This window comes from Colwellia psychrerythraea (genome assembly GCF_000764225.1).
Lineage (GTDB): Bacteria > Pseudomonadota > Gammaproteobacteria > Enterobacterales > Alteromonadaceae > Colwellia > Colwellia psychrerythraea_D.
This window is the reverse complement of the sequence record NZ_JQED01000053.1, coordinates 70,726-94,383: the sequence shown is the minus strand read 5'-3', so window position 1 is coordinate 94,383 and position 23,658 is coordinate 70,726. Positions and strand designations below refer to the sequence as shown.

The following is a 23,658-nucleotide window of genomic DNA, read 5'->3' as shown; positions in this document are numbered from 1 at the left end:
GTAACTACTTTTATGAAATCTTCTTGGTACCGTGAGCCTTGGGCTTGGTTAGTTTTTATTCTTCCTTTTACTGCTGTTGTAGCTGGTATTGCAACTTATATAATTGCTAACACGAACCCTGATACATTAGTCGTTGGAGATTATTATAAAAAAGGAAAATCGATTAACTTAGAAGTAGGTAAAGTCAAAACAGCGCAGAAGCTTGGTATGCGCTTTGCTCTTCAATTAAAAGGCAATGAGTTAATAATCAAACCAACGGGAATAGAAAAAATATTTCCTTTACTCAATATCAATTTTATTCACCCAACCCTTGAAGAAAGAGATTTTTATCTAGCGCTAACCCCAGATGGCAATGGCTACTTCAGGCATCAATTTGACCATGAAATAAGTGGCAAATGGAAACTAACCTTGTCCCCTTTTGAAGGTCACTGGAAGATACAAGATACCATTAGTTTACCACAAAGTGATTTTATTGATTTAGTACCAAACCCAATAAAAGCTCAATAACTTAAAACCGTCCTCATGACTATGGTGAGTTAACCGTTCACCATAGTGACTCCAAGTCCTAAGAAAGTAACCATGACTAGCAAATGTTTTCACTGTAATGAAGTCGTTCCTCGTGGCATTAACCTCTCGGTTGAAATCAGCCAGATTCAGCAGCCTATGTGTTGTATTGGTTGTCAGGCAGTAGCTCAAACTATCGTTGATAATGGCTTAACTCAATATTATGACGTAAGAACAGAGCCAGCTCAAAAGGGGCAATCTCTCGTACCTGAGCAATTACAAAAAAATAAATTACTTGATGAGGCTGTCTTACAATCTGAGTTCATTTATCAAGAAAATGATTGTAAAGAAGCCATACTCACCATTGACGGTATCAGTTGTGCGGCGTGTGCTTGGCTAATCGAAATGCAACTAGATAAATTAGAGGGTTTAGTTAAGATAAACGTTAATGCGACAAGCCAAAGAGCCACAGTAAAATGGCGAGATAGTGCACTAAAATTAAGCGAGATCTTACACGCTATTGAACATATTGGTTATCAAGCTCTACCTTTTAAAGCCAACGAAGCCGAACTAAGAAATAAAAAACAAAGTAAAGCATTTATTAAACGCCTGGGTATCAGTGGCATTTTAATGATGCAAATAATGATGATAGCGTTTGGCCTCTATTTTGGCGCCTTTTCTGAAATGGCTGAGCACAATAAAGTTTATCTACGTTGGGTTAGTTTTGTATTAGCAATTCCGATTATTTTCTATGGTGCTTTTCCCTTTTATACTGGTGCTTTAAAAGCAATCAAAGCAAGACGATTATCCATGGATGTCCCCGTCTCTATCGCTATTATTTTGGCCTTTAGTGCCAGTGCGTGGGCAACAATCACTCAGCAAGGCGAGGTATACTTTGAATCAGTTTCCATGTTTACCTTTTTATTGCTTATTGGTAAGTTCCTAGAATTTCGAGCTCGCTCACATGCCTCACAAGTCTCTGCGAACCTATTAAAATTAATGCCTATGACGGCGACTAAAGTTATTCTTTCAGGCGGTGGCATAAACAAATTATCACAGTCGAAAGAGATATTGGTTGCTGCTAAACAACTCATTCAAGGTGACCACGTTATAGTCAAACCTGGAGAAGTTGTCCCTGCTGACGGTATTATTATTTCAGGACAAAGCCAGCTCAATGAAGCCATGCTGTCTGGCGAGCAATTACCCATTAGTAAAACAATCAATGATAATGTCTTTGCTGGTACCATTAATGGTGACGGTAATATCACCGTGCAAGTTAAACAAGCAACAAACCAATCATTTCTCAGCCAACTCATTCGGTTAAGTGAACAAGCCCAAGCGCACAAACCTAAAATAGCCAAATTATCTGATAAAATTGCCCAGTATTTTGTCGCTCTAATACTATTAACTTCAATAGCTACCGCTATATATTGGCAACAACATCTACCAGAAGAAGCATTTTGGATCACCCTTTCCGTGCTTGTAGCGACTTGCCCTTGTGCTCTTTCATTAGCGACACCAACTGCGTTGACCTGTGCAACGACCCACTTAAACAGAGCGGGTATAATGATCAAAAGTGGTCATGTTATGGAGACCATGCCAAAAATCAACTGCTTTGCTTTTGACAAAACAGGCACCTTAACTACAGGTGAATTTACCATTAACAAGGTTGATTTAGTTTACAGCGAATCAAATTACACCCAAGAACAAATACTTGCTATCGCTGCAGCATTAGAAACTTATTCAGAGCATCCCATTGCTAAGCCATTTGCTGAATATCGAGATTACAACTTAACTGCTGAAAATGTTAAAGTGCACTCTGGCCAAGGTGTCACAGGTACTTTGCATAATATCGATTACGCCATTGGTAAATACAGTTGGTTAGCAAAGACTACCTCTTTTGATCAAAGCCAAGCACAATCATTTAGTGATGCGAGTTGTATTTTAGTAGCCAACAAACAAGTTATTGCCGCATTTTACCTTATTGATAATATTAGAGATGATGCTCACAATACATTATCACAGCTAAATAAGAGTAATAAAACGTTATTGTTATCCGGTGATAGTCAAACTGCGTGTGACATTATTTCTCAAGCATTACCCATTAACACGGTTCTTGGCGGACTTACCGCTCAAGATAAAATGGAGCAAATTAAACAAGCGCAAAAGCAAGGCTATAAGGTGGCAATGACGGGTGATGGTGTAAACGATTCACCTGTCTTTGGCGCGGCTCATGTTTCAATTGCCATGGGTTGCGGCGCAGATATCACTAAAAGTGGCGCAGATGTTATTTTGTTAAATAACAAAATGAGTAGCATCGAAACATTGATAAAGATAGCTCACAAAACTCGCAGAATAATTTTACAAAATTATTTATGGGCTTTTGGTTATAATGCTATTGTATTGCCGCTAGCAGTTGCTGGGTATATAACACCCTATATGGCTGTTATTGGTATGTCGGCCAGCTCTATTTTGGTCATTACCAATTCATTACGCTTACTTAAAAAGTAGCATGAACAGTAAGCTAGATTATTAGTTAGATAATGAGGTCCTTCTCAAAAGGCAGCCTTAGCACTCGAGTAAACATAGCCATGAGAACAATATGAGTATTATTTATATCTTAATCCCTATAGCAATATTACTTACTATTTTGGGCATTTATCTTTTTTTCTGGGCAGTTAAGACTGAACAGTTTGATGACTTAGAAAAACAAGGCATGAGTATTCTTTTTGATGATAAACCACAGGATAAAACCCTAAAAGATAATCAAAAGGAAGTCCTAAAAAATTCAGATCAAAGCCCTGATAACCAATGAGCCTAGATGTATTTTCTGCGTTTATTATCGGCTTACTTGGCTCTGGACATTGCTTAGCTATGTGTGGCGGCATCACCACCATACTCACTTCTGCCATTAATAAACCAGCGACTCAGCCGGCCGTTGCTGCTAGCCAGCAAGCTGATATTTCTGTTAACGTGCTCTCTGCACAATCAAGTTGTTCTCCGCAAGCCTCTCGTTTGAACCTCATTTTTTTATATCATTTTGGACGGATTGCTAGTTATTGCTTTATTGGCGCTATTGTCGGTTTCACCGGCTCTATCGCAGCGAAGAATATTGGATTACCTATTGCTGGTTTACGTCTAATTGCGGCCGTTTTTGTAATTCTATTAGGCTTATATATTGGTCAGTGGCTGTTATGGTTAACTAAAATTGAGTCTTTGGGTAAAGGTTTGTGGCGTTATTTATCTCCTTTGGCTAAACATGTTATTCCCGTTGATACGGCTAAAAAAGCCTTAGGTTTAGGTGCATTATGGGGATGGCTACCGTGTGGGTTAGTTTATTCAACGTTAACTTGGGCGCTAGCCAGTGGGAGTAGCTTAACAGGGGCAGCAATTATGTTTTGCTTCGGCTTAGGCACTTTACCTGCCTTAATAGCCTTGTCCCTTGGAATTGGTAGCATAAAAAACCTACTAGTCAATACGATTTTCCGGAAAACTATGGCTATTTCTCTGATTACCTACGGTATCTACAGTTTTATTGTTGCATATCAAGTAATGTTCTAATAACATATACTTGTCTTTAAGTTAGCCTAATTCGCTACGTCACAGAGTAATATCATGCAAAATAAAAGTTGTCCTACGATACAGCATATAAAGTGTCAAAACTGTAGCATTAGTGAGCTATGTTTACCTTTCTCTTTAAATGATAAAGAACTTGATTCTCTTGACGATATTATTGACCGAAAGCGCCCTATCCATAAAGGCGATAAAATCTTTCATGACGGTCAAGAAATGCAAGCATTGTTTGCTATTCGTTCAGGTACATTTAAAACCTTTACCGTAAATGAGCAAGGCGAAGAGCAAATCACTGGATTTCATTTAGCCGGCGATTTACTTGGCTTTGATGCTATAGCTGAAAGTCAACATCCTAGTTTTGCCCAAGCTCTCGAAACCTCAATGGTATGTGAAATTCCTTATTCAAATTTAGATGAATTATCTAATACTATGCCTAAGCTAAAGAAGCAGGTATTACGTTTAATGAGTCATGAGATCAAAACGGATCAGGAAATGTTGACACTGCTTAATAGAAAAAATGCAGAGCAACGTGTTGCCACTTTCTTAGTGAGCTTAAGTGAACGTTATCATGCGCGAGGTTTATCATCGACAGAGTTTCGTTTAACCATGACTCGAAGTGATATAGGTAATTATATCGGTTTAACGGTTGAAACCATTAGTCGTTTATTAAATCGCTTCCATAAAAGTGGTTTGATCAAAGTAGATGGCAAGTTAATTTCGATAATTGATATCGATAGCCTTTGCGATACAGCAGCCCTTTAGTTCATTCCCTTCTCCCGTATCACTTGAAGATGCAGGATTCAGTTGGAATTAGAAACGCCTTTAGGCAAGACATTGATTGAAAAGAATAGTTATTCTATTGTCGAAATCAATAACGCCGCATAAAGCGTTTCTAAACCAGCCCTTGGCGAAGGCTGAGAAAATCATACTTTGCGTTACCTTTCTTTTTAAGGACGCTACAAGGATGTAGCTTACTAGAGAATGCAGGCGCCTATTCTCCTGAATACCCTGAACAAAAAATTTCTCCTTGAGTATGAAACGCTCAGAATTACTCAAACGAGCATCTGCAAGTGGAACGGCTATAGGTTTATTATCGGTAAAAGATAATAGACCTCTAGCAAAATAAACTTGATTTAAAACAAGCATTAATTTGTCAACTTTGCTATAAATAAGCTAACGCTATTATTTATATTTGCTAGAGGTTGCCATGGACATGTATCAAAATATCCTTGTTGTGATAGATCCAACAACAGACGAACAAAAAGCGCTTAAAAGAGCGATTGATCTCGCATCGAGAATTAGTACAGCGAACCCAGATCAGCAAATAAACATAACGGCCTTTTTTAGTATTTTTGATTTTTCTTATGAGATGACCACTATTTTGTCTAGTGGTGAGCGCGATACCATGCGTCAAATGGTGATTTCTGAGAAACAGCAGTGGCTAGATGACATCCTTGCCGATACGGATAGTCCAATAAAGATTACCAGCAAAGTTGTTTGGCATAATCGTCCTTTCGAAGCCATTATTGAACAAGTCATAGAACACGACTATGATCTAGTAGTCAAAGGCACTCACCAACATGACAAATTCAAGTCAGTCGTCTTTACGCCAACTGATTGGCACATTTTAAGAAAGTGTCCTTGTCCAGTATTGCTTGTTAAAGAGCATGAATGGCCACAACAAGGCAACATATTAGCTGCAGTCAATGTTGGAAGTGATGAAGCTGAACATATCTCTTTAAATGGAGCTATCACCAAGCAAGCAAAAAACATCGCGCAATTAATTACCGCTAATGTGCATTTAGTAAATTCTTTCCCTGGAACACCAGTCAATATCGCCATAGAAATCCCTGAATTTGACGCTAGCGAGTATAATAGCGCGATGCAAGCACATCATAAGGAAGCAATGAATAAGCATGCCAATAGCTTTGATATCCCATTAAACAATACCTATGTTGAAGAAGGTTTACCTGAAGCTGTTATTGAACAGGCCGCCTTAAAAATTGATGCTGAATTAGTTATTTTAGGTACTATTGGGCGTACGGGAATTTCAGCAGCACTGATTGGCAATACGGCTGAACATGTTATTGACCAATTAGATTGTGATGTCTTAGCGTTAAAACCTGACGGATATATATCGCCACTTGATGTGGAATAGCATTTAGCTTGATTAAGAATACTATACTTATCTTTGTCTCTAAAAAGCTGAAATTAGGTATAGCTGATAAGTTGTGTTTGTTTCAGTTTTCTTAAATTAAGATGAAACATATTATCTGCTGCTGACATTGAAATTGGCTCAAAATGCACCTTATCACCTTGACGTAATTGTGAGAGTTTCGCGCAATCTTGTGAAATAACCGCACCAATTTTAGGATAGCCGCCAATAGTTTGCCTATCATTCAGTAATACTATTGGTTGGCCATCTGCTGGTATCTGCACCGCACCATAACAAATCCCTTCTGATAATATACCATTAACATCAGACTTTATCGCGCGACCTTGTAAGCGGTATCCCATACGATCCCAATGTTGGCTAATATGATATTCACTTGAGAAAAATGATCTTTTTTCAATATCTGGAAAATGAGCTTGTTGGTAGCCGATGACCGTATGTAAAATGACTTCATTAACATACCGTGGTTGATCATTTTCGGCTAACATCCATTGTTTTTGGCTATTATCTGCTTTGGATAGCACTTGGCAAGGTAATACATCGTGCTTAAGGAGTTTTCCGCCATTAAGACCACCGACTGATTCTCTGCAAACAGTAGCTGTACTACCAAAACTGGGTTTTACCTCAAAGCCCCCTGCTACAGCTAAATAACTACGAACACCAACGTCAGTAAAGCCTAAATGGATAGTATCCCCCGCTTTGATCAGAAGACTTTGCCAACAAGCCTTTGCTTGTCCATTAACAGTCAAAGGCATAGGAGCACCTGTTACTGCAACAATACAATCAGTTTGAGCCTTGAGCTGCAAACCACCTAAATTAATTTCTATCGCTGTTGTATTTATTGCATTTCCGCACAGTCTATTAGCCCAATAAAATGCTAATGAATCTGCCGGTCCACCATTAGTTAATCCTAAATTGAATGCACCAAAACGGCCAGCATCTTGAATAAGGCTCAAAATACCTGGATCGCTAACCACAAAACCTCGCTGCTGCAATGATTTTTTTTGGGCCTGCTCACAGCTAATAATTTTACTCATGCTGTCATTACCTTTACATTAATAGCTACAACGCTAACCATGTACTTTAGAATTTTATGACTCAACACAGGGTAATACCCCACCTAACTCAAAAAACTGAGTTTTATCAATAGCAACAAATTTCACCCGGTCTCCCACTTCAACAGGCATAGTTGGCTCGGCTTGGGGATTAAACATATCGATAGGACATAAACCGATGATATTCCAACCACCCGGAGATTGAGCGGGATATACAGCAGTTTGTCTATCTGCAATCGCAATAGCACCTTTAGGTACTTTGAGTCGAGGTGTCGTTAATCTTGCCATAGCTATGCGTTCATCAACTTCTCCTAAGTAAGCAAAACCTGGTGCAAAACCTATAGCATACACCCTATATTCTTGGGCTTGATGCAAAGTGATAACTTGCTCAACCGTTAAGTTTGCATGGTGGGCAATACGGGTTAAATCCATGCCTGATTCGAGCGAATAATATGCGGGTAATTCTACTAATCGACCTTGCTTCATACCGACACTACCACATTGCTTAAGAACACTTCGTAGTTGATTACGCAATTGGTGGTGATCTATTACAGATAAATCAAAGACCACTAATATGGAGGCATAAGAAGAAATCAAATCAATAATTTCAGCTGAGAAGTGCAGACGGATAAGCTGTTCAGCTTGTTGTACCAAACTGCTGATGCTCGGCGTAATTACTGACGATGCTCGTTCATAATCTGAAAAGTAAAGCATCAAGGAACTCTCGCCGGCAATTTCAAGACGAATACAGTCGTTTATCTGCGTTGTCATTAATTTAGCAGCTCTCTAATATCGCAAATAGACTGTACCCCAGCAATGTTATCACCGTGAACACATAAACTATCGACACTAAGCTTTAGCACTTTACCTGAGACTGTGGTGACAGTGCCTTGTTCTGATAATTGCTTAACTTGCTTAAGCATATCTTCTTTATTTAACACTGCGCCCAGTTGGCTGCGTGCTAATAAACGACCTTCATCGTCATAACGGCGATCCGCAAAAGCTTCGCTATAAATATCGATTCCTAATTTATTTGCCTGACTTATATAATCATCAATATCTGCTGTTGCCTGCAGCATCAACGCGAGTTTTTTGGGGTATTGTGCAAGTGCAGCTAATATAGCTTTGAACACCTCATGATCTCTCATCATGTCGTTATACAGCGCACCATGGGGTTTAACATAGTCAATTGATAACCCTTGAACACTAGCCATGCCATCTAATGCGGCTACTTGATAATGAATTAATGCGATTATTTCTTTTGACGAGCAGGCTAATGAGCGGCGACCAAAACCAACCAAATCAGGGTAACTTGGGTGCGCACCGACACTAACTTTAAATGCTTTGGCCAAGGCCAATGTTTTTTGCATTTCAATAGGATCACCTGCGTGAAAACCACAGGCAATATTAGCTTGGTCAATTTGAGGCATGACTTCATTATCGAGTCCCATAGTCCAAGCGCCAAAACTCTCACCTAAATCGCAGTTTAATTTCATCATTATCCTTGCCTATAAAACGTTTACACAGCTGTTAGTGAATCTACCATAGATTTCATTAGAAGAGATTATATACCCAAAACTGGTCGTTAAAATAGGGACTTATACCGATTAATCTTGGTATAAAAAAACCGGCAAATTTACCCTTGCCGGTTCTTAGACTTACCACAATAAGTTAAGGACCTAAGCTATACTTTAACGCCTAATTCACGCAACCGCTCTAGTAAATAACTAGCTTGAGTATGTTTTTCAGATAACACCACTTCACTGCGAGGATGTAAAAATAAAGGTAACGAGATTCGCGACTTGTCGCTTCCCTTACCTGTTGGGTTAATAACTCGATGACTGGTTGAAGGAAAATAACCATTGGATGCTTCTTGCAACATATCACCAATATTTATAATTAAATTACCAAAATCAGAAGGAACATCCATCCATTCTCCATTTTGACGTTGCACTTGCAGACCAGGTTCATTAGCTGCTGGTAAAATAGTCAGTAAATTGATATCTTCATGAGCTGCAGCTCTTACAGCTCCGACCTCTTCATCACCCTTTAACGGAGGATAGTGCAATATTCGTAACAAAGTATTTGGCGTGTCTTTAATCATATCAGAAAGTGCTTCTGAATAATTTTCTGCAACATCCTTAGGACTATAAGCTTCAACCCAATCAAGTAATTCAGCAGCAAGCTCTGATGTTAATCGATAATATTCAAGTATTTCAGCTTCTAGCTGAGCAGGAATACGCCCCCAAGGGTAAACATGAAAATACTCTTTGATGTCTTTTTTACTATGTCCTTTTGCTGTTTCAGAAATCTCAGGAGAAAAGTAGCCATCTTGCTTTTCAGGATCAAATGCAAAAGAGTGTTTTTCTTCGCTTAAAAAAAATGCTTGCCAGTTTTTATATATAGATTCGACTAAACTTTTTTTTATTGGGTGATTAATCAGCACGCCAAAACCCGTTTCACGTAAACTTTTTACAAACTTTTGTGCTGCGCCAGCTTCTGTGTAATCGACTACTTGTACTTGCATAATTTATCTTCTCTTTAAACCAATAATTAATCATAGTGATAAGATTTTACTCTTTTATTCGTTATGTTCAACAGTCCGAAGCAAAAAACCTGACCAAATGGTTCAATTGTGATAAATAGTCACTTGCATAACGCTACATCTTTCGCTACGTTAACTTCCTCTTTTTTATATTTTAAACGGTTCATGATGACTAATAAGACTTATTCATGGAAGAAGCGCTCACTACACTGTGTCTTTTTATTACTGACAGTACAAAGTTTTGTAATTTGCGCGCAAACAGTGATTATATTAGCAGATACGCCCTATAGCGATGAAGAGAAAAAAATGTTGCAAGGGCCCAATGGCACTTTATATCAATTGCTTAATAAGGAACATCCCAGCGCAGTTTTACACCTTGGTGACTTTAAAAGTGGCGCGAAGTCATGTACCAACGAGTTACTAATAGAGCATAAAGCGCTCATAGCGCAAACTTACCCTGGTAAAGTCATTTATACGCCTGGCGACAATGATTGGACTGATTGTGATCGAAGCACATTACTACACAGTTTTGATGAATTAGAAAGACTCGACTTCCTTATTGAACTGATGTACCAGACAGCGCCGCTGTTAACGAAGAGCCTGGCTGAAGTTTCATCGCAACTTGGCCAAATAGAAAACAAATTATGGATTAATGATCGACTAGCCATCAGTACCTTGCACATAGTTGGTACGAGCAATGGTCGAGTTCATATCAACAAGTCAAATAAGAAAAAGGCTCTGAGCAAAGTAAATGACCGAGATAAAGCTAATCTAGATTGGCTCAACAAAATAGAAAGTCATGCAACTGATTTTGATGCGCTAATTATTGGTTTTCAAGCAGATATATATCAACAGTCAGTTTTGCAGAGTGAGGCATGTAATAACTCCTCTTTAAATGCGTGTGACGCCTTTGCCATTTATCGACAAGCTTTTAAAGCATTAGCAAAACGTCTCAATAAACCCGTATTAATTAGCCATGGTGACACCGGTGATTTTTGCTTTGAGCGCTTAGATGATAATTTATGGCATTTAAATGCAGCTGGTGACTTCCGCTATATTGATGCTACAAAAGTAAGCTTTAATAAAGAGTTATCTGACACACCATTTTCTGTGAGTGGCTTGATAAACACTAGTTTACCTATGATGGGTTGCAATAACTAAGATAAGAATTACCACAACTACAAGAGAGTAGTATGTCTAGTTTTTACATTAATGCTGATCAAACTTGTTTACTTAAACGAGTTGTTCTTTAACATGAAACTAGTGTAATCTTGCTAGCCAAAATAATTCTTGACCGTATGGTTAAGTAAAAGCTACGACCTTTATAATATAATTGCTTAATCGCTAAATGATTATAACCTAGCCATTGAATTAAAAGAGACCTTGTATGAAACATTCTATGTTAGCAATAACAGCATTATTACTAACGCTATGTAGCAGTTTTACTACTCAGGCTAATGAGTTAACACTCGCCTCATGGAACATAGCTTGGTTAGGATCCCATGAATATAATCAACGTAATCAGGCTGATTACCAACAATTAGCAATGTATGCCAAACAATTGGATGCTGATGTAATCGCACTACAAGAAGTTGAGAGTGAGTATTGGGCCCGTAAAGTTTTTGGTGATGATTATGATTATTACTTTTCAACGAAAGACTGGGTACAGCGTGTTGGTGTCGCCGTAAAAAAATCACAAGGATTTAATATTTCAGCCAAGGAATATAAAGCATTAGATATTGGTAAAGTGCGCCATGGCATGGATGTGACTTTAACAAGGCACAATCAGACCATACATATACTGGCGGTACACTTAAAATCAGGCTGTTTTGTTGACCCACTTGATAGCGATAGTATCAATACCATGCCAAATACTTCCGTTAAGGAAGAAAAACATAAAGAGGCGTGTGATAAACTCTCTAGACAAATTAAACCGTTAGAACAATGGATGGACTCACACGCCGCAAACAATGCGGCATACATAGTTCTAGGTGATTTTAACCGTCGTTTCTCCCAAGATATTGCGTTAAAATACTCAGATGACAAAGGCTTATGGCAAGCGATAAATGATGGAGGCCAAGCCAAGCTTTGGACACCAACAACGACAATAAACTCTAACTGTTGGGGCGGCTACTATAAAGACTATATAGACCATATTCTTTTTAGTCCTCAGGCCAAGAAACTCTATGTTGACACCTCGTTTAAGCAACTTGTATTTACACCAAAGTACACAAAAAAATTATCACAAAACTTAAGTGATCACTGCCCGATCTCGGTCAAACTTACACTCTAATTTTCTCCATTGTTTAATGACGGCTATACTAAGTGATACCAATGATATTAATTTATTGGTTAACTTAGGGCTACATTATCGAGCTTAAAACAAACATAATGAGTTAAATATAGTTATTTACCAGCCATACCTTTACTACTAGGACTTTTTATCATGCACAACCCGCAATTACCGCTAGTTGATTTACATCGACATTTAGATGGCAATATTCGACCAAAAACTATTTGGCAACTTGCACAGAAAAATAATATAAAACTCCCAGCTGACAATTTCGAATCATTTCTACCTCATGTGCAAATTACCGACAGTGAAGCAGATCTAATTGCCTTTTTGAAAAAATTGGATTGGGGCGTTGGTGTACTAAAGTCACTTGATGATGTGGTACGTATTGGCTTTGAGAATGTTGAAGATGCTTACAACGCCAATATAGATTATGCAGAACTAAGGTTCTCGCCATATTACATAGCCATGACTCACAACTTACCTATAGAAGGTGTGGTTGAAGCTATCACTGAAGGAGTAAGCCAAGGCGAGGACAAATTTAGTACGAAAACAAACTTAATAGGTATCTTAAGTCGTACTTTTGGTGTAGAACACTGTCAAAGTGAGCTCAATGCCTTGCTTGCTTATAAGGATAGTTTAGTTGCAGTCGATCTTGCCGGTGATGAATATAACTTTCCTGGCAGCCTTTTTGAAAATCACTTTAAACAGGTTAACGATGCTGGACTCAATGTTAGTGTACATGCTGGTGAAGCAGCAGGCCCTGAAAGTGTTTGGCATGCCATTAAAACATTAGGCGCTACGCGTATCGGGCATGGTGTCGCTTGCGCTAATGATCAACAATTGATGGATTATATGCGCGATCATCAAATTAGTATTGAATCATGCCTAACGTCAAACTATCAAACAGGAACAATACAAAATCTTGCGGATCACCCTGTGAAAACCTTTTTAACCAACGACCTTTTAGTTTGTTTAAATACCGATGATCCAGCCGTCGAAAATATCGAACTCGCCGGTGAATACCAACTGGCCAGTGAAGTTCTCAAGTTGACTGACGCACAAATAACTCAACTTCAACGCAATGCGATACAAATGAGCTTTTTATCGGAAACAGAGAAAAAAGCGCTGATGACTTTAAAGCAAAATTAAAAGTCATGTTGACCACTTGAATGGTGCTGTAGTTAGCATTATGATTAACGCCGCTTAAATGAAGCGAAGATATACACAAACAATCAGTAAAACACCCTTGATAGCAGCATGACTTATAGTCCTGGCTAGAAACTTACTGAGTTACACTTAACATTAAAAGGATAACTCTTATGCCAACCCCACATATTGCCGCACAACCCGGTGAATTTGCAGAAACCGTCTTAATGCCTGGCGATCCACTTAGAGCAAAATTTATTGCTGATAACTTTTTAGAAAATGCCAAATGCATCACCCAAGTACGCAATATGTTTGGCTACACAGGTACCTATAAAGGTAAACGTGTTTCTGTCATGGGATCTGGTATGGGCGTACCAAGTATTTCTATTTATGCGACAGAGCTTTATAAAGACTACGGTGTTGAAAAAATCATTCGTATTGGCTCTTGTGGCGCTGTTCGTGATGATATTAAGATCCGTGACATCATCATTGGTATGGCTGCAAGTACCGACTCCAATGTAAACAGACAACGTTTCCATAATGTAGATTTTGCCGCTTGCGCTGATTTTTCTTTATTAAAAAGTGTGGTGGATACCGCTGAAAAGCTTGGGAAACCTGTACACGTCGGGAATATTTTTACAGCGGATTTATTTTATACTCCGCAACCAGAAATGTTTGCTACCATGGAAAAATATGGAATTTTAGCGGTAGAAATGGAAGCAGCTGGCCTTTATGGTGTTGCTGCTGAATACGGTAAAAAAGCACTGACCGTATTAACCGTTAGTGATCATATTAAAACGGGTGAACAAACCACTGCAGCTGAGCGAGAAACAACGTTTAAAGATATGATGGAACTGACACTAGAAAGTGTTCTATAGGCTGCCAAAGACAAGTTTCTTTATATAAAAAAGGGTTAGCAAAATGCTAACCCTTTTTTTATTTCTCAAATGAAGGAGGTTTAACGCTAAAAGAAATTAACTTTAAATTCAACGCCGTAAAAACGCTCTTCATTAACAATAGCGGTATTGTTAGTAAAATCAACCGCACCAATCGCTTGTTGTTCATCAGTCAGATTTCTGACAAATAAAGCAACTTCATAGTCTCTATCGTCACCATCCCAAGTGTAACCAGTTCGAACGCCACCTTCTACCAATGCTTCGCCCGTAAATTCGACTGAATTATATAAGAAGAAGCTGATCTCATCACGATAAGACCAATCGGTGTAAGCATAAAATTCACCATCTCCAACTTCTTGTGAGTATCGTGCAGTAAAGTTGAAAATCCACTCTGGTGCATGAGGTAAACTATTACCATCAATGATTGCTTGCCCATCTGCATTTAAGCCATCAGTCACAATACATGAAGCACAAACAGGTACCGTTTTATTATTATCTTTCAATTCTGTATTGTTATAACTCGCATTAGCAGTAACTAATAAGTTATCGGTAACAACAAACTGTGAGTCAATTTCAAAACCGTAACCTACTGTCTCATCAGCATTCAGTAATTGTGCGGTATTACTACCGTCACCACCAACAGAAGTAAGTTGCTGATCATTCATAGTATAATAGAAAACCGAGGCATTTATACGGCCCATGTTATCTAAAATATCGGCTTTGATACCCGCTTCATAAGAGGTGATAGTTTCCGACTCTGCAACAGAGATACCATTCCCTGGAGCAAATAATGAACGGCCCTGAATACTTGGCGCTCTAAAGGTATCAGCTACACGCGCATATAAGTTAATATCATCAGAGTATTTATGTGAAATACTAACATCCCAACTCACATGGTCATCACTCGTATTTACAGCTCCTGCAGCAAAGTCTGGTACACCGAAGAAAGATAAAGGAGACTGAGTTCTTTCATTACTGTATTCTTTGTCATCATCAGAATAACGTAGACCTACAGTCACTGAGGTTTTCTCTGTTAAATCATAATCAACTGAGCCAAATACTGCCCATGCTGTGGTATCTTGTTCTTGAATTACATAGCCATTTTGGCTACCGCCACCAAACAACGGATCATAAGCAAAACTTTCAATAGTTAAATCTTCATTAAAGTAGAACAACCCTACTTGATAATTTACATTACCGTCAAAATTACTGGTTAGTCTTAACTCTTGGGTAATTTGTGCATGATCAGGGATCGCATCTGCGGTTTCAGAACTAGTATTGATAACACCTGGTCCACTTGGTTCAAAATCAGGGGGACAATTTAGCCCATTACAGCCATAACCACCATCAACATCAGCACGAGAGAATAACTCTGCACTTTCATAGCCGGTGATTGACGTGATGGTATACTTGTCTAATTCAAATTCTAGTTTTAAACTAGCGCCTTCTGCTTCCACTTGTTGAGTAGCACGTGAAGCTGAGTCATGATAAACCGTATCGCGACTAAAGTTATCATCTAACTTGTTGCTACCTGCTTTAATGCCATTGCCATAAAATGCTACGGGTTTGCCATCAAGATCACGCATGTGATAATTAAATAGCGCACTAAAATCATTACCTTCATACAAAAATTGCAGTCGCATTGCTTGATCAGTGTAACCACCTAACACATCATCTTGCTCAAAACCAGGTGCCTTATTATCAATATAGTTATCACGGTCTTGACGTAAAACAGAAATACGCGCAGAAAGTTCATCTGTTAATCCACCACCAACAGCAGCTCTAAGATCTGATGTGTTTTTGCTACCATAAGATAGTGATGCAAAACCGTCGAAGTCTTGAGAAGGTTTTACTGAATCAAATTTCACTAAACCAGCAGGGGTATTTCTGCCAAACAAAGTACCTTGTGGCCCAGCAAGTACTTCAATTCGTTCTAAATCAAAGGCTGGAAAGCCTTTTAAAATTGGGTTTTCTTGTACAACATCATCAACAACTAAAGACACAGGTTGAGAAGCATTTAAATCAAAATCAGAATTACCCAGACCACGCATATAAAATCGAGGAAAGGTTCGACCAAATGACGATTCCACTGATAAGCTTGGTATTTTTGCATTTAAAAAACGCACATCCATCGCAGCAGAGCTATAAGCATCTAGGTTGTCGCCTTGTAATGCCGTAACAGCAATGGGTACTTCTTGTGCATTTTCCACACGTTTACGAGCCGTTACCTCGATAACCTCAACACCAACAATTTTTGCTTTAGTGGCTTCTTCAGCTGCCATTGCACTGCTAGAAATACCTGCAACACTGGCAATGATTGACGCTTGCACACACAATGATAATGCGCTTTTTTTAAAAGTTTTCATTTGTTTACTCCCCGGACTGTTTATTCTTATGTTTTAATAGTTTATTAGCTTTCTGTTTTTATTATGTTTTATAGTGTAGTTGAAGTTATATTGATTATTGTACTTTTGACTTTAAAGTTATTTCCTTATTCATTATTTTCGGTAAAGCTCTGACAAAAAACTTGTGCCATAAGCCATGGATTCGACTTTAAATAGCTCTGCAATGCTTTGCCCTATATCAGCAAAGGTTTTGCGATTACCTAGATTAACAGAAACTACCTGAGGGTGATAAGCGATAATAGGTACATATTCTCTGGTATGCTCGGTACCAGGCCAAGTTGGATCACAGCCATGATCTGCTGTTAGGATTAGTAAGTCATCTTCAGACAAGGCTTGTAAGAGTTCAGGTATTCTCACATCTAGGGCTTCAAGTTCCTTTGCATACCCAACAGCATCACGGCGATGTCCAAAATCCTGATCAAAATTTACCAAGTTAGTGAAAATGAGTGAATTATCTTTTGCTGTCTCTATATGTTGTAAAGTGGCATCAAAAAGTGCGTTAAGTCCAGTTGCCTTAGTTTTTTCATCAATACCTTGATGTGCAAAAATATCAGCAATTTTCCCCACACTAATTACATGAGTGCCTGCCTGTGAAACTTTTTCAAGTACAGTTGGTGCTGGCGGCAGTACTGAATAATCTCTACGATTACCCGTTCTTGCAAAGTTAGTAACATTGTCACCGACAAACGGCCTAGCAATTACCCGCCCTATATTTAAATCACCTAGTAACTCTCGCACGGTTTCACAATATTTGTAGAGGTTTTCTAAACCAAAATGTTCTTCATGTGCCGCAATTTGAAACACGCTATCGGCTGAGGTGTAACAAATAGGCAAACCCGTTCTAATATGCTCTTCTCCTAAACGAGTTAAAATTTCAGTACCCGACGCATGGCAATTACCCAACATGCCTTCAAAACCGGTTTCACGATTTATATTGTCAATTAATGTCGCTGGAAAGCTATTTGTTTTATCAAGGAAGTAACCCCAATCAAAAAGTACTGGCACACCTGCCATTTCCCAATGACCACTAGGGGTATCTTTACCTGTACTGATTTCTTGTGCAAAACCATAAGCTCCCTTACTTGGTGCTTTCCCCTGATAAGGAAATGTTTGCTTAGACGCTTGTTCGCAAGCTTTTATAAGTCCCATTGAAGATAAATTAGGTAAAGCAATTTCTTTACCCGACTCTTCATAATATGCACGCGCTAGGTTGGCGAGCGTATTTGCACCGACATCGCCAAAGTCCTCGGCATCCGGAGAATAACCGATACCAAAGCTATCAATAACCATAATTATTGCACGTGCCATAATGTTTCCTTTTTACTGCTTAATTGACAAATTTTAACAAATATTAAATTTATTTGTTAAAAAATATGACCAAGTGGTCAAGTTGTGTTAATTTAACATCTTTCTAAATAAGGGTAAATAAAGCATTCTTGATTAGCGAAATATTTACCTTCAGTATAGTTTATTAACCTTACAATATTAAAAGTAGAATATAATAAGTGTCTACAGGCTGCGAATATGGCACTTGCTAAATTATTATTTGATCTTTGACAACAGGCTAAACATTGAAACCGATTAAACCAACCATTATTGCTATCGCTGGCCCTTCAGCATCAGGGAAAACACTTTTTGCCCAAACTATTCATGACGAGCTAGTTGGCGAACTTGGAGATAATGGCATTTCCATTATTTATGAAGATGCTTATTATCGTGATCAGTCACACTTATCAATGCCTGAACGTGAACAAACTAACTATGATCACCCAGATGCTTTTGAACATGAATTGCTATCAGAACATTTAACCAAACTCACAGAAAATAAGGAAATTGAAAGTCCTGTTTATTGTTACAAAACACATACTCGCCTTAGCGAAACCAAAACATTTTTACCGACCAAAATAATCCTGGTGGAAGGGATATTGCTGCTATCAAACAAAACACTCAGAGAATGCTTTGATATTAAAGTCTATATGGATACGCCATTAGATATATGTCTGATTAGAAGGATCCAACGTGATTTAGTGGAACGTAGTCGTAGTATTGAGTCTGTCACCAAACAATACTTAGCAACAGTCCGACCTATGTATCATCAATTTATTGAGCCTTCAAAAGCTTGGGCTGATATTGTTATTACTCGGGGTGGTAAAAATAGAATGGCAATAGAGGTCCTTAAGGCAAAAATTCGACAACTTTCACAACTGCCCCCACAACAATAATAATTAAAAGAGGTATTCATGGAATTAAGTGCACTAAGAGGCGTATTTGGCATTGTCGTACTACTCGCAATAGCTTACGTCTTATCGAGTGGAAAAAAATCGATTAACTTTCGCACTGTCGGTTTAGCTTTTGCCTTGCAGGTGATGCTTGGTGCATTTGTGTTATATGTCCCCTTTGGCAAAGATGTCTTACTTTCAATGACAAACGGCGTACAAAGCGTGATAGATAGCGCTAAAGTTGGTATTAGTTTTCTATTTGGCGGCTTAGGTACAGATGCCATGTTTGAAAATGGTGTCGGCTTTGTTTTTGCTGTTAGAGTTTTACCCAATATTATTTTCTTTTCATCGTTAATTGCCGTGCTTTACTATTTAGGTATCATGCAGTGGGTTATCAAGATTATTGGTGGTGCTTTGCAAAAGTTATTAAAAACCAGTAAACCTGAGTCACTCTCTGCAACAGCAAATATCTTTGTCGGTCAAACCGAAGCCCCCCTTATCGTTCGCCCCTATATCGCAAAAATGACGCAATCAGAGTTGTTTGCCATCATGGTTGGCGGTTTAGCTTCAGTTGCGGGTTCTATTCTTGCCGGTTATGCAGGTCTGGGTATCGAGTTGAAATACCTTATTGCCGCTTCATTTATGGCAGCGCCTGGTGGCCTGTTAATGGCAAAAATAATTTGCCCTGAAACTGAGCACGACAAAATAGTCAATGAATCAGTCGACTATGGTGATGAAAACGACAAACCGACAAATGTTATTGATGCTGCCGCCTCCGGTGCCGCATCAGGTTTAAAACTTGCGGTAAACGTAGGGGCTATGTTGCTCGCCTTTATTGCACTCATTGCTTTATTAAATACCATTGTTGGTGGCATATCTGGCCTGCTAGGTTATCAAGATATTACCATCGAATATTTCTTGGGCTACCTCTTTGCCCCTTTTGCTTATATTATCGGCGTTCCAGTCAGTGAAATGTTGCAAGCAGGTAGCTTTATTGGCCAAAAGATTGTCGTTAATGAGTTCTTTGCTTATGTTAATTTTGTTGAGATTAAAGATACGCTAAGCCCTGCAACTCAAGCCATTGTCACTTTTGCTTTATGTGGGTTTGCTAATCTATCATCTATCGCTATTTTACTTGGTGGCATTGGTTCAATGGCACCAAGTAGACGTCATGATATTGCCAGATTAGGCATGCGGGCTATGATTGCAGCAACGTTAGCAAATTTGATGAGTGCGGCAATAGCCGGCATCTTCATTTCTTTATAAGTAAACATTAGATAGGAATATAACATTATGTCTGACTTGAAAACTGTCGCTAAGCGCGCATTGTCATTGATGGATTTAACTAGCCTTACAAACACAGAGACTGACCAAGAGATTATTGCTCTTTGTAAACAAGCAAATTCACCTGCAGGCACAACTGCAGCTATTTGTATTTTCCCTCGCTTTATTCCGCTGGCTAAAAAGGCACTAAAAGCACAACAAACACCACAGGTAAAAATAGCTACGGTTACCAATTTTCCCCACGGCAATGATGATATTGATATAGCACTTGCCGAAACTAGAGCTGCTGTAGCCTATGGCGCAGATGAAGTGGATTTAGTTTTCCCTTATCGTGCGTTAATGCAAGGCAACGAAAACATAGGCTTTGATATGGTTAAAGTTTGTAAACAAGCCTGTGACGGGTCAGCAAAACTAAAAGTTATAATCGAAACAGGTGAGCTAAAATCAGAAGTCTTGATACGAAAAGCCAGTGAAATTGCTATTAATGCCGGTGCTGATTTTATTAAGACATCAACAGGTAAAGTTGACGTAAACGCCACACCAACCTCAGCACAAATTATGTTGGAAGTGATAAAACAGAAAAATACCGCTGTTGGATTTAAACCGGCTGGCGGGGTCAGAACAGCTGAAGATGCTGCCATATACCTTGATCTAGCTGATAACATATTAGGCAACGAGTGGACTGATTCGAATCACTTTAGATTTGGCGCTAGTAGCTTACTCACCAGTTTATTAGAGACACTGGGCCATCAAAGCAGCAAAACACCATCAAGTAGCTACTAGTTTATAAACACTATAACTGGTGTACTGGTGAAACCCGAACATAGCTAATACTGCTCAGCTATTAGCTATTACATTTCTCTGTAGGTTTGATTTAGAAGAAAGGAACTAATGGCACAACTTTATTTTTACTACTCCTCAATGAATGCAGGTAAATCAACTCACCTATTACAGTCTTCTTACAATTACCAAGAACGTGGTTTAGCGACGGCTATTTATACAGCACAAATAGACGATAGATTTGCCAAAGGTAAGGTCGCTTCTCGCTTAGGTATAGATGCCGATGCATTTTTATTCGACGACAAAACAAACTTATTTAAAGACATTGAACAGAAAACTCAGACTGAAAAGCTGGATTGTGTTTTAGTTGATGAAGCGCAATTCCTAACAACGGAGCAAGTAAAGCAACTGACTGACATCGTTGATTTGCTTCATATCCCGGTATTGGCGTATGGTATACGCACAGACTTTTTAGGACAAACATTTTCAGGTAGTGCTGCCCTGCTCGCTTGGGCAGATAAATTGGTTGAATTAAAAACAATTTGTCATTGTGGTCGAAAGGCTAATTTTGTCATTAGACAAGATGCAAACGGAAAACCCGTGCAAGGGGGGGAGCAAGTAGAAGTAGGTGGTAATGAGCGCTATGAGCCGCTATGTCGAGCACATTTTAAGCAGCTGGTTTGGCAATAATTTCCTGTACTCTATTGACATATAAAGCGTACTCAACAACAGTTCGTTTCCACAATAGTTAAGTCAGCGCACCTTTGTCCTAATGGTGTTCGTTAACAGAGTAATACCATTGCATAGAAAAAAGTGGTCACTTCTTAATGTGCAATGGTATAACAGTCGATTTACTTAATAAATTACTGGTGCTAACTCAGGGCTTTCTTCACTGTAACTAAGCGCCTGAGTAAATTGTGCAATGGCAGCATGGGCTGAGTCTTCATCTTGAGCATGAACACGCGCAATCACTTCACCACGATTAACTTGTACACCTAATGGCAGTATACGGTCAAAACCAACCGTATGATCTACTTTTTCTGCCGGTGCGGTTCTACCACCTCCTAAACCGACCACAGACATACCTACAGCGCGGGTGTCCATTGTTGCAATATAACCATGCTGTGCAGCTTTAACGTCAACAATAACATTCGCTTTTGTCATTGAATCCCAAGGTTTCTCAATGAAGTTTGTCGGACCTCCTAATGCAGCTACCATGCGATCAAAGACCTCAGCAGCTAAACCAGATCTTAAAACTTGTTCAATTTTGTCATGGGCATCTTTTTCTGTACTGGCTAAGTTGGTATTGATCAACATAGCAGTCGCCAGTGACTGAACAATCTTATGCAAACGTGGCTCACGCTGCTTACCTGTTAAGTATTTAGCCGTTTCATACATTTCTAAAGCATTACCAGCACTGGTGCCTAACACTTGGTTCATATCAGTAATAATCGCTTGTGTTTTAACCCCTGCTCCATTGGCAACACTGACAATACTGTCGGCAAGTGCTTTAGCATCAGCTAAGTTATTCATCATAGCGCCGTTGCCAACCTTAACATCCATCACTAAGCTATCTAAACCAGCGGCCAGTTTTTTCGATAAAATAGATGCTGTAATCAACGGAATAGATTCAACCGTTGCCGTAACATCTCGAATAGAATACAAGCGCTTATCTGCCGGTGCTAAATTATCGGTTTGCGAAATAATAGCAACACCAACCTCTTTTACAATGCGCTTAAATTCACCGATACTTGGCTGCACATTAAAACCTGCAATACTCTCAAGTTTATCTGAAGTACCTCCGGTATGACCTAAGCCTCGGCCAGAAATCATAGGCACATAACCACCGCAAGCAGCAACAATTGCAGCCAACATAAAACTGACTTTGTCACCAACACCGCCGGTAGAATGTTTATCGACAATTGGGCCATCAAAATCTTGCCAACTTAATACATCACCTGAATGCATCATTGCTTTGGTAAAATTGACTCTTTCATCTAACGACATTCCCTGCTGAAAAATTGCCATCGCCATAGCGCCAACTTGACTATCTGAAAAATTGCCATCAACAAGACCTGAGACAAAACCATTGATCGCTTGCCCATCTAATAGTTGACCATCACGTTTAAGTCGAATAATTTCTTGTGGGATAATTTTTTGGGTTACTGACATTGACTGATTCCTTATAAGTCGAGTAAATCTTTTGGTGTGAACGCATCAGGTAATAACTGCTGTACAGTCCATTGCTTATGCTCATTTTTATGATTAACGGCAAATACCGGCGCTGATTGTTCAAAAAACTCAGCAATAACCTGTCTACATGCACCACAAGGCGGCGTTAACTTGTCTTGCTCGGTGTAAATTATAATCACTTGAAATTGCTGTTCGCCATTCACAACCGCATGATTAATACAGTTACGTTCTGCGCATATTGTTAAGCCGTATGAAGCATTTTCAACATTACAACCGTTAACGATATTGCCATCAGCAGTTAACGCTGCAGCACCAACATGAAAATTGCTATAAGGCGCATAGGCACGTTGGTAAGCCTCTTTTGCCGCTGATAATATCTCATCAAAACGCGCTATTTTATTTTTGTCCATCTATACATGCCTTTAGATAATTTGCTGTATTTATTATAGTAATATAGCATTGTTGACCATATGGTCAAGTTGTAAATAGACTAAAACGCCCGTTATTCCATTAGCCAAAAAAAAAAGCCATACTTTTCAGTATGGCTTTATATTTTATTGACTAGTAAGCATTAATTATTTTCAACTAA

At 38.9% G+C, this 23,658-nt stretch carries 23 protein-coding genes; 14 read left to right on the top strand and 9 right to left on the bottom strand.

Features of this window, described 5'->3' with window-relative positions; genetic code table 11:
- Nucleotides 1-12: 12 nt before the first annotated feature.
- From ND2E_RS03770 to fnr, 5 genes are all read left to right on the top strand, one after another.
- Entirely contained in the window at nt 13-507 is a 495-nt protein-coding gene (locus ND2E_RS03770) for a FixH family protein (protein ID WP_033095308.1), read from the top strand.
- Nucleotides 508-579: 72 nt separating this feature from the next.
- The gene (locus ND2E_RS03775) at nt 580-3,015 is read left to right on the top strand and encodes a heavy metal translocating P-type ATPase (protein ID WP_033095307.1); all 2,436 of its coding nucleotides are present in this window, start codon (nt 580-582) and stop codon (nt 3,013-3,015) included.
- 91 nt (nt 3,016-3,106) lie between these two features.
- Nucleotides 3,107-3,319, top strand: coding sequence for a cbb3-type cytochrome oxidase assembly protein CcoS (gene ccoS / locus ND2E_RS03780; RefSeq protein ID WP_033095306.1), 213 nt, complete (start codon nt 3,107-3,109; stop codon nt 3,317-3,319).
- Nucleotides 3,316-4,065: a sulfite exporter TauE/SafE family protein gene (locus ND2E_RS03785; protein WP_033095305.1), complete on the top strand. Its 750-nt coding sequence runs from the start codon at nt 3,316-3,318 to the stop codon at nt 4,063-4,065. The genes ccoS and ND2E_RS03785 overlap by 4 nt, the downstream gene beginning before the upstream one ends.
- A 54-nt stretch (nt 4,066-4,119) precedes the next feature.
- Entirely contained in the window at nt 4,120-4,839 is a 720-nt protein-coding gene (gene fnr / locus ND2E_RS03790; protein ID WP_033095304.1) for a fumarate/nitrate reduction transcriptional regulator Fnr, read from the top strand.
- A 60-nt stretch (nt 4,840-4,899) separates the two neighbouring features.
- Here fnr and ND2E_RS23195 read toward each other — a convergent pair whose 3' ends face one another.
- Nucleotides 4,900-5,223, bottom strand: a complete 324-nt coding sequence (locus ND2E_RS23195) for a hypothetical protein (protein WP_033095303.1) — start codon at nt 5,221-5,223, stop codon at nt 4,900-4,902.
- 61 nt (nt 5,224-5,284) lie between these two features.
- On the opposite strand from ND2E_RS23195, the gene uspE reads away from it, so the two are divergent.
- Nucleotides 5,285-6,235, top strand: a complete 951-nt coding sequence (uspE, locus tag ND2E_RS03795; protein ID WP_033095302.1) for a universal stress protein UspE — start codon at nt 5,285-5,287, stop codon at nt 6,233-6,235.
- A 53-nt stretch (nt 6,236-6,288) separates the two neighbouring features.
- Here uspE and ND2E_RS03800 read toward each other — a convergent pair whose 3' ends face one another.
- The 4 genes from ND2E_RS03800 to ND2E_RS03815 all read right to left on the bottom strand — a co-directional run bounded on the left by ND2E_RS03800 (nt 6,289) and on the right by ND2E_RS03815 (nt 9,832).
- Nucleotides 6,289-7,287 (bottom strand): 5-oxoprolinase subunit C family protein, encoded by a 999-nt coding sequence (locus ND2E_RS03800; RefSeq protein ID WP_052056901.1) that lies wholly within the window; start codon nt 7,285-7,287, stop codon nt 6,289-6,291.
- A gap of 54 nt (nt 7,288-7,341) precedes the next feature.
- Entirely contained in the window at nt 7,342-8,076 is a 735-nt protein-coding gene (gene pxpB, locus ND2E_RS03805; RefSeq protein ID WP_033095301.1) for a 5-oxoprolinase subunit PxpB, read from the bottom strand.
- Nucleotides 8,076-8,801 carry a 5-oxoprolinase subunit PxpA gene (locus ND2E_RS03810; RefSeq protein WP_033095355.1) on the bottom strand — a complete coding sequence of 242 codons (726 nt, stop codon included), beginning with the start codon at nt 8,799-8,801 and terminating at the stop codon, nt 8,076-8,078. Before ND2E_RS03810 ends, pxpB begins: the two co-directional genes overlap by 1 nt.
- 188 nt (nt 8,802-8,989) lie before the next feature.
- Complete coding sequence (locus tag ND2E_RS03815) at nt 8,990-9,832, bottom strand: isopenicillin N synthase family dioxygenase (protein WP_033095300.1); 843 nt, start codon at nt 9,830-9,832, stop codon at nt 8,990-8,992.
- A 186-nt stretch (nt 9,833-10,018) separates the two neighbouring features.
- Here ND2E_RS03815 and ND2E_RS03820 point away from each other — a divergent pair, with 186 nt between their 5' ends.
- The 4 genes from ND2E_RS03820 to deoD all read left to right on the top strand — a co-directional run bounded on the left by ND2E_RS03820 (nt 10,019) and on the right by deoD (nt 14,170).
- On the top strand, nt 10,019-11,011 hold the full coding sequence (locus tag ND2E_RS03820) for a hypothetical protein (RefSeq protein WP_223303683.1): 993 nt from the start codon (nt 10,019-10,021) through the stop codon (nt 11,009-11,011).
- Nucleotides 11,012-11,237: 226 nt separating this feature from the next.
- A complete protein-coding gene (locus ND2E_RS03825; RefSeq protein ID WP_033095299.1) occupies nt 11,238-12,143 on the top strand; it encodes an endonuclease/exonuclease/phosphatase family protein in 906 nt (301 codons plus the stop codon).
- Nucleotides 12,144-12,296: 153 nt separating this feature from the next.
- Nucleotides 12,297-13,295 carry an adenosine deaminase gene (gene add / locus ND2E_RS03830; RefSeq protein WP_033095298.1) on the top strand — a complete coding sequence of 333 codons (999 nt, stop codon included), beginning with the start codon at nt 12,297-12,299 and terminating at the stop codon, nt 13,293-13,295.
- A gap of 170 nt (nt 13,296-13,465) precedes the next feature.
- Nucleotides 13,466-14,170, top strand: coding sequence for a purine-nucleoside phosphorylase (deoD, locus tag ND2E_RS03835; RefSeq protein ID WP_033095297.1), 705 nt, complete (start codon nt 13,466-13,468; stop codon nt 14,168-14,170).
- Between the two features lie 86 nt (nt 14,171-14,256).
- Here deoD and ND2E_RS03840 read toward each other — a convergent pair whose 3' ends face one another.
- Both ND2E_RS03840 and ND2E_RS03845 read right to left on the bottom strand, forming a co-directional pair.
- Nucleotides 14,257-16,554 (bottom strand): TonB-dependent receptor domain-containing protein, encoded by a 2,298-nt coding sequence (locus ND2E_RS03840; protein WP_033095296.1) that lies wholly within the window; start codon nt 16,552-16,554, stop codon nt 14,257-14,259.
- A gap of 132 nt (nt 16,555-16,686) precedes the next feature.
- On the bottom strand, nt 16,687-17,901 hold the full coding sequence (locus tag ND2E_RS03845; RefSeq protein WP_033095295.1) for a phosphopentomutase: 1,215 nt from the start codon (nt 17,899-17,901) through the stop codon (nt 16,687-16,689).
- A 263-nt stretch (nt 17,902-18,164) separates the two neighbouring features.
- Between ND2E_RS03845 and udk the strand changes: the two genes are divergently transcribed.
- The 4 genes from udk (at nt 18,165) to ND2E_RS03865 (ending at nt 21,566) form a co-directional block, all read left to right on the top strand.
- Entirely contained in the window at nt 18,165-18,815 is a 651-nt protein-coding gene (udk, locus tag ND2E_RS03850; RefSeq protein ID WP_395858447.1) for a uridine kinase, read from the top strand.
- A gap of 18 nt (nt 18,816-18,833) precedes the next feature.
- Entirely contained in the window at nt 18,834-20,078 is a 1,245-nt protein-coding gene (locus ND2E_RS03855) for a NupC/NupG family nucleoside CNT transporter (RefSeq protein ID WP_033095294.1), read from the top strand.
- Between the two features lie 27 nt (nt 20,079-20,105).
- Nucleotides 20,106-20,879: a deoxyribose-phosphate aldolase gene (gene deoC, locus ND2E_RS03860; RefSeq protein WP_033095293.1), complete on the top strand. Its 774-nt coding sequence runs from the start codon at nt 20,106-20,108 to the stop codon at nt 20,877-20,879.
- Nucleotides 20,880-20,987: 108 nt separating this feature from the next.
- Nucleotides 20,988-21,566: a thymidine kinase gene (locus tag ND2E_RS03865; protein WP_033095292.1), complete on the top strand. Its 579-nt coding sequence runs from the start codon at nt 20,988-20,990 to the stop codon at nt 21,564-21,566.
- Nucleotides 21,567-21,731: 165 nt separating this feature from the next.
- On the opposite strand, the gene deoA is transcribed toward ND2E_RS03865, so the two are convergent.
- On the bottom strand, nt 21,732-23,048 hold the full coding sequence (gene deoA / locus ND2E_RS03870; protein ID WP_081962101.1) for a thymidine phosphorylase: 1,317 nt from the start codon (nt 23,046-23,048) through the stop codon (nt 21,732-21,734).
- A gap of 11 nt (nt 23,049-23,059) precedes the next feature.
- Nucleotides 23,060-23,479, bottom strand: coding sequence for a cytidine deaminase (cdd, locus tag ND2E_RS03875; RefSeq protein WP_052056899.1), 420 nt, complete (start codon nt 23,477-23,479; stop codon nt 23,060-23,062).
- Nucleotides 23,480-23,658: the final 179 nt, after the last annotated feature.

Bases quoted from the DNA above. Each gene is read 5' to 3' on its own strand.
- ND2E_RS03770 (WP_033095308.1), top strand. From the start codon at position 13: ATGAAATCTTCTTGGTACCGTGAGCCTTGGGCTTGGTTAGTTTTTATT.
- ND2E_RS03775 (WP_033095307.1), top strand. From the start codon at position 580: ATGACTAGCAAATGTTTTCACTGTAATGAAGTCGTTCCTCGTGGCATT.
- ccoS (WP_033095306.1), top strand. From the start codon at position 3,107: ATGAGTATTATTTATATCTTAATCCCTATAGCAATATTACTTACTATT.
- ND2E_RS03785 (WP_033095305.1), top strand. From the start codon at position 3,316: ATGAGCCTAGATGTATTTTCTGCGTTTATTATCGGCTTACTTGGCTCT.
- fnr (WP_033095304.1), top strand. From the start codon at position 4,120: ATGCAAAATAAAAGTTGTCCTACGATACAGCATATAAAGTGTCAAAAC.
- ND2E_RS23195 (WP_033095303.1), bottom strand. From the start codon at position 5,223: ATGCTTGTTTTAAATCAAGTTTATTTTGCTAGAGGTCTATTATCTTTT.
- uspE (WP_033095302.1), top strand. From the start codon at position 5,285: ATGGACATGTATCAAAATATCCTTGTTGTGATAGATCCAACAACAGAC.
- ND2E_RS03800 (WP_052056901.1), bottom strand. From the start codon at position 7,287: ATGAGTAAAATTATTAGCTGTGAGCAGGCCCAAAAAAAATCATTGCAG.
- pxpB (WP_033095301.1), bottom strand. From the start codon at position 8,076: ATGACAACGCAGATAAACGACTGTATTCGTCTTGAAATTGCCGGCGAG.
- ND2E_RS03810 (WP_033095355.1), bottom strand. From the start codon at position 8,801: ATGAAATTAAACTGCGATTTAGGTGAGAGTTTTGGCGCTTGGACTATG.
- ND2E_RS03815 (WP_033095300.1), bottom strand. From the start codon at position 9,832: ATGCAAGTACAAGTAGTCGATTACACAGAAGCTGGCGCAGCACAAAAG.
- ND2E_RS03820 (WP_223303683.1), top strand. From the start codon at position 10,019: ATGACTAATAAGACTTATTCATGGAAGAAGCGCTCACTACACTGTGTC.
- ND2E_RS03825 (WP_033095299.1), top strand. From the start codon at position 11,238: ATGAAACATTCTATGTTAGCAATAACAGCATTATTACTAACGCTATGT.
- add (WP_033095298.1), top strand. From the start codon at position 12,297: ATGCACAACCCGCAATTACCGCTAGTTGATTTACATCGACATTTAGAT.
- deoD (WP_033095297.1), top strand. From the start codon at position 13,466: ATGCCAACCCCACATATTGCCGCACAACCCGGTGAATTTGCAGAAACC.
- ND2E_RS03840 (WP_033095296.1), bottom strand. From the start codon at position 16,554: ATGAAAACTTTTAAAAAAAGCGCATTATCATTGTGTGTGCAAGCGTCA.
- ND2E_RS03845 (WP_033095295.1), bottom strand. From the start codon at position 17,901: ATGGCACGTGCAATAATTATGGTTATTGATAGCTTTGGTATCGGTTAT.
- ND2E_RS03855 (WP_033095294.1), top strand. From the start codon at position 18,834: ATGGAATTAAGTGCACTAAGAGGCGTATTTGGCATTGTCGTACTACTC.
- deoC (WP_033095293.1), top strand. From the start codon at position 20,106: ATGTCTGACTTGAAAACTGTCGCTAAGCGCGCATTGTCATTGATGGAT.
- ND2E_RS03865 (WP_033095292.1), top strand. From the start codon at position 20,988: ATGGCACAACTTTATTTTTACTACTCCTCAATGAATGCAGGTAAATCA.
- deoA (WP_081962101.1), bottom strand. From the start codon at position 23,048: ATGTCAGTAACCCAAAAAATTATCCCACAAGAAATTATTCGACTTAAA.
- cdd (WP_052056899.1), bottom strand. From the start codon at position 23,479: ATGGACAAAAATAAAATAGCGCGTTTTGATGAGATATTATCAGCGGCA.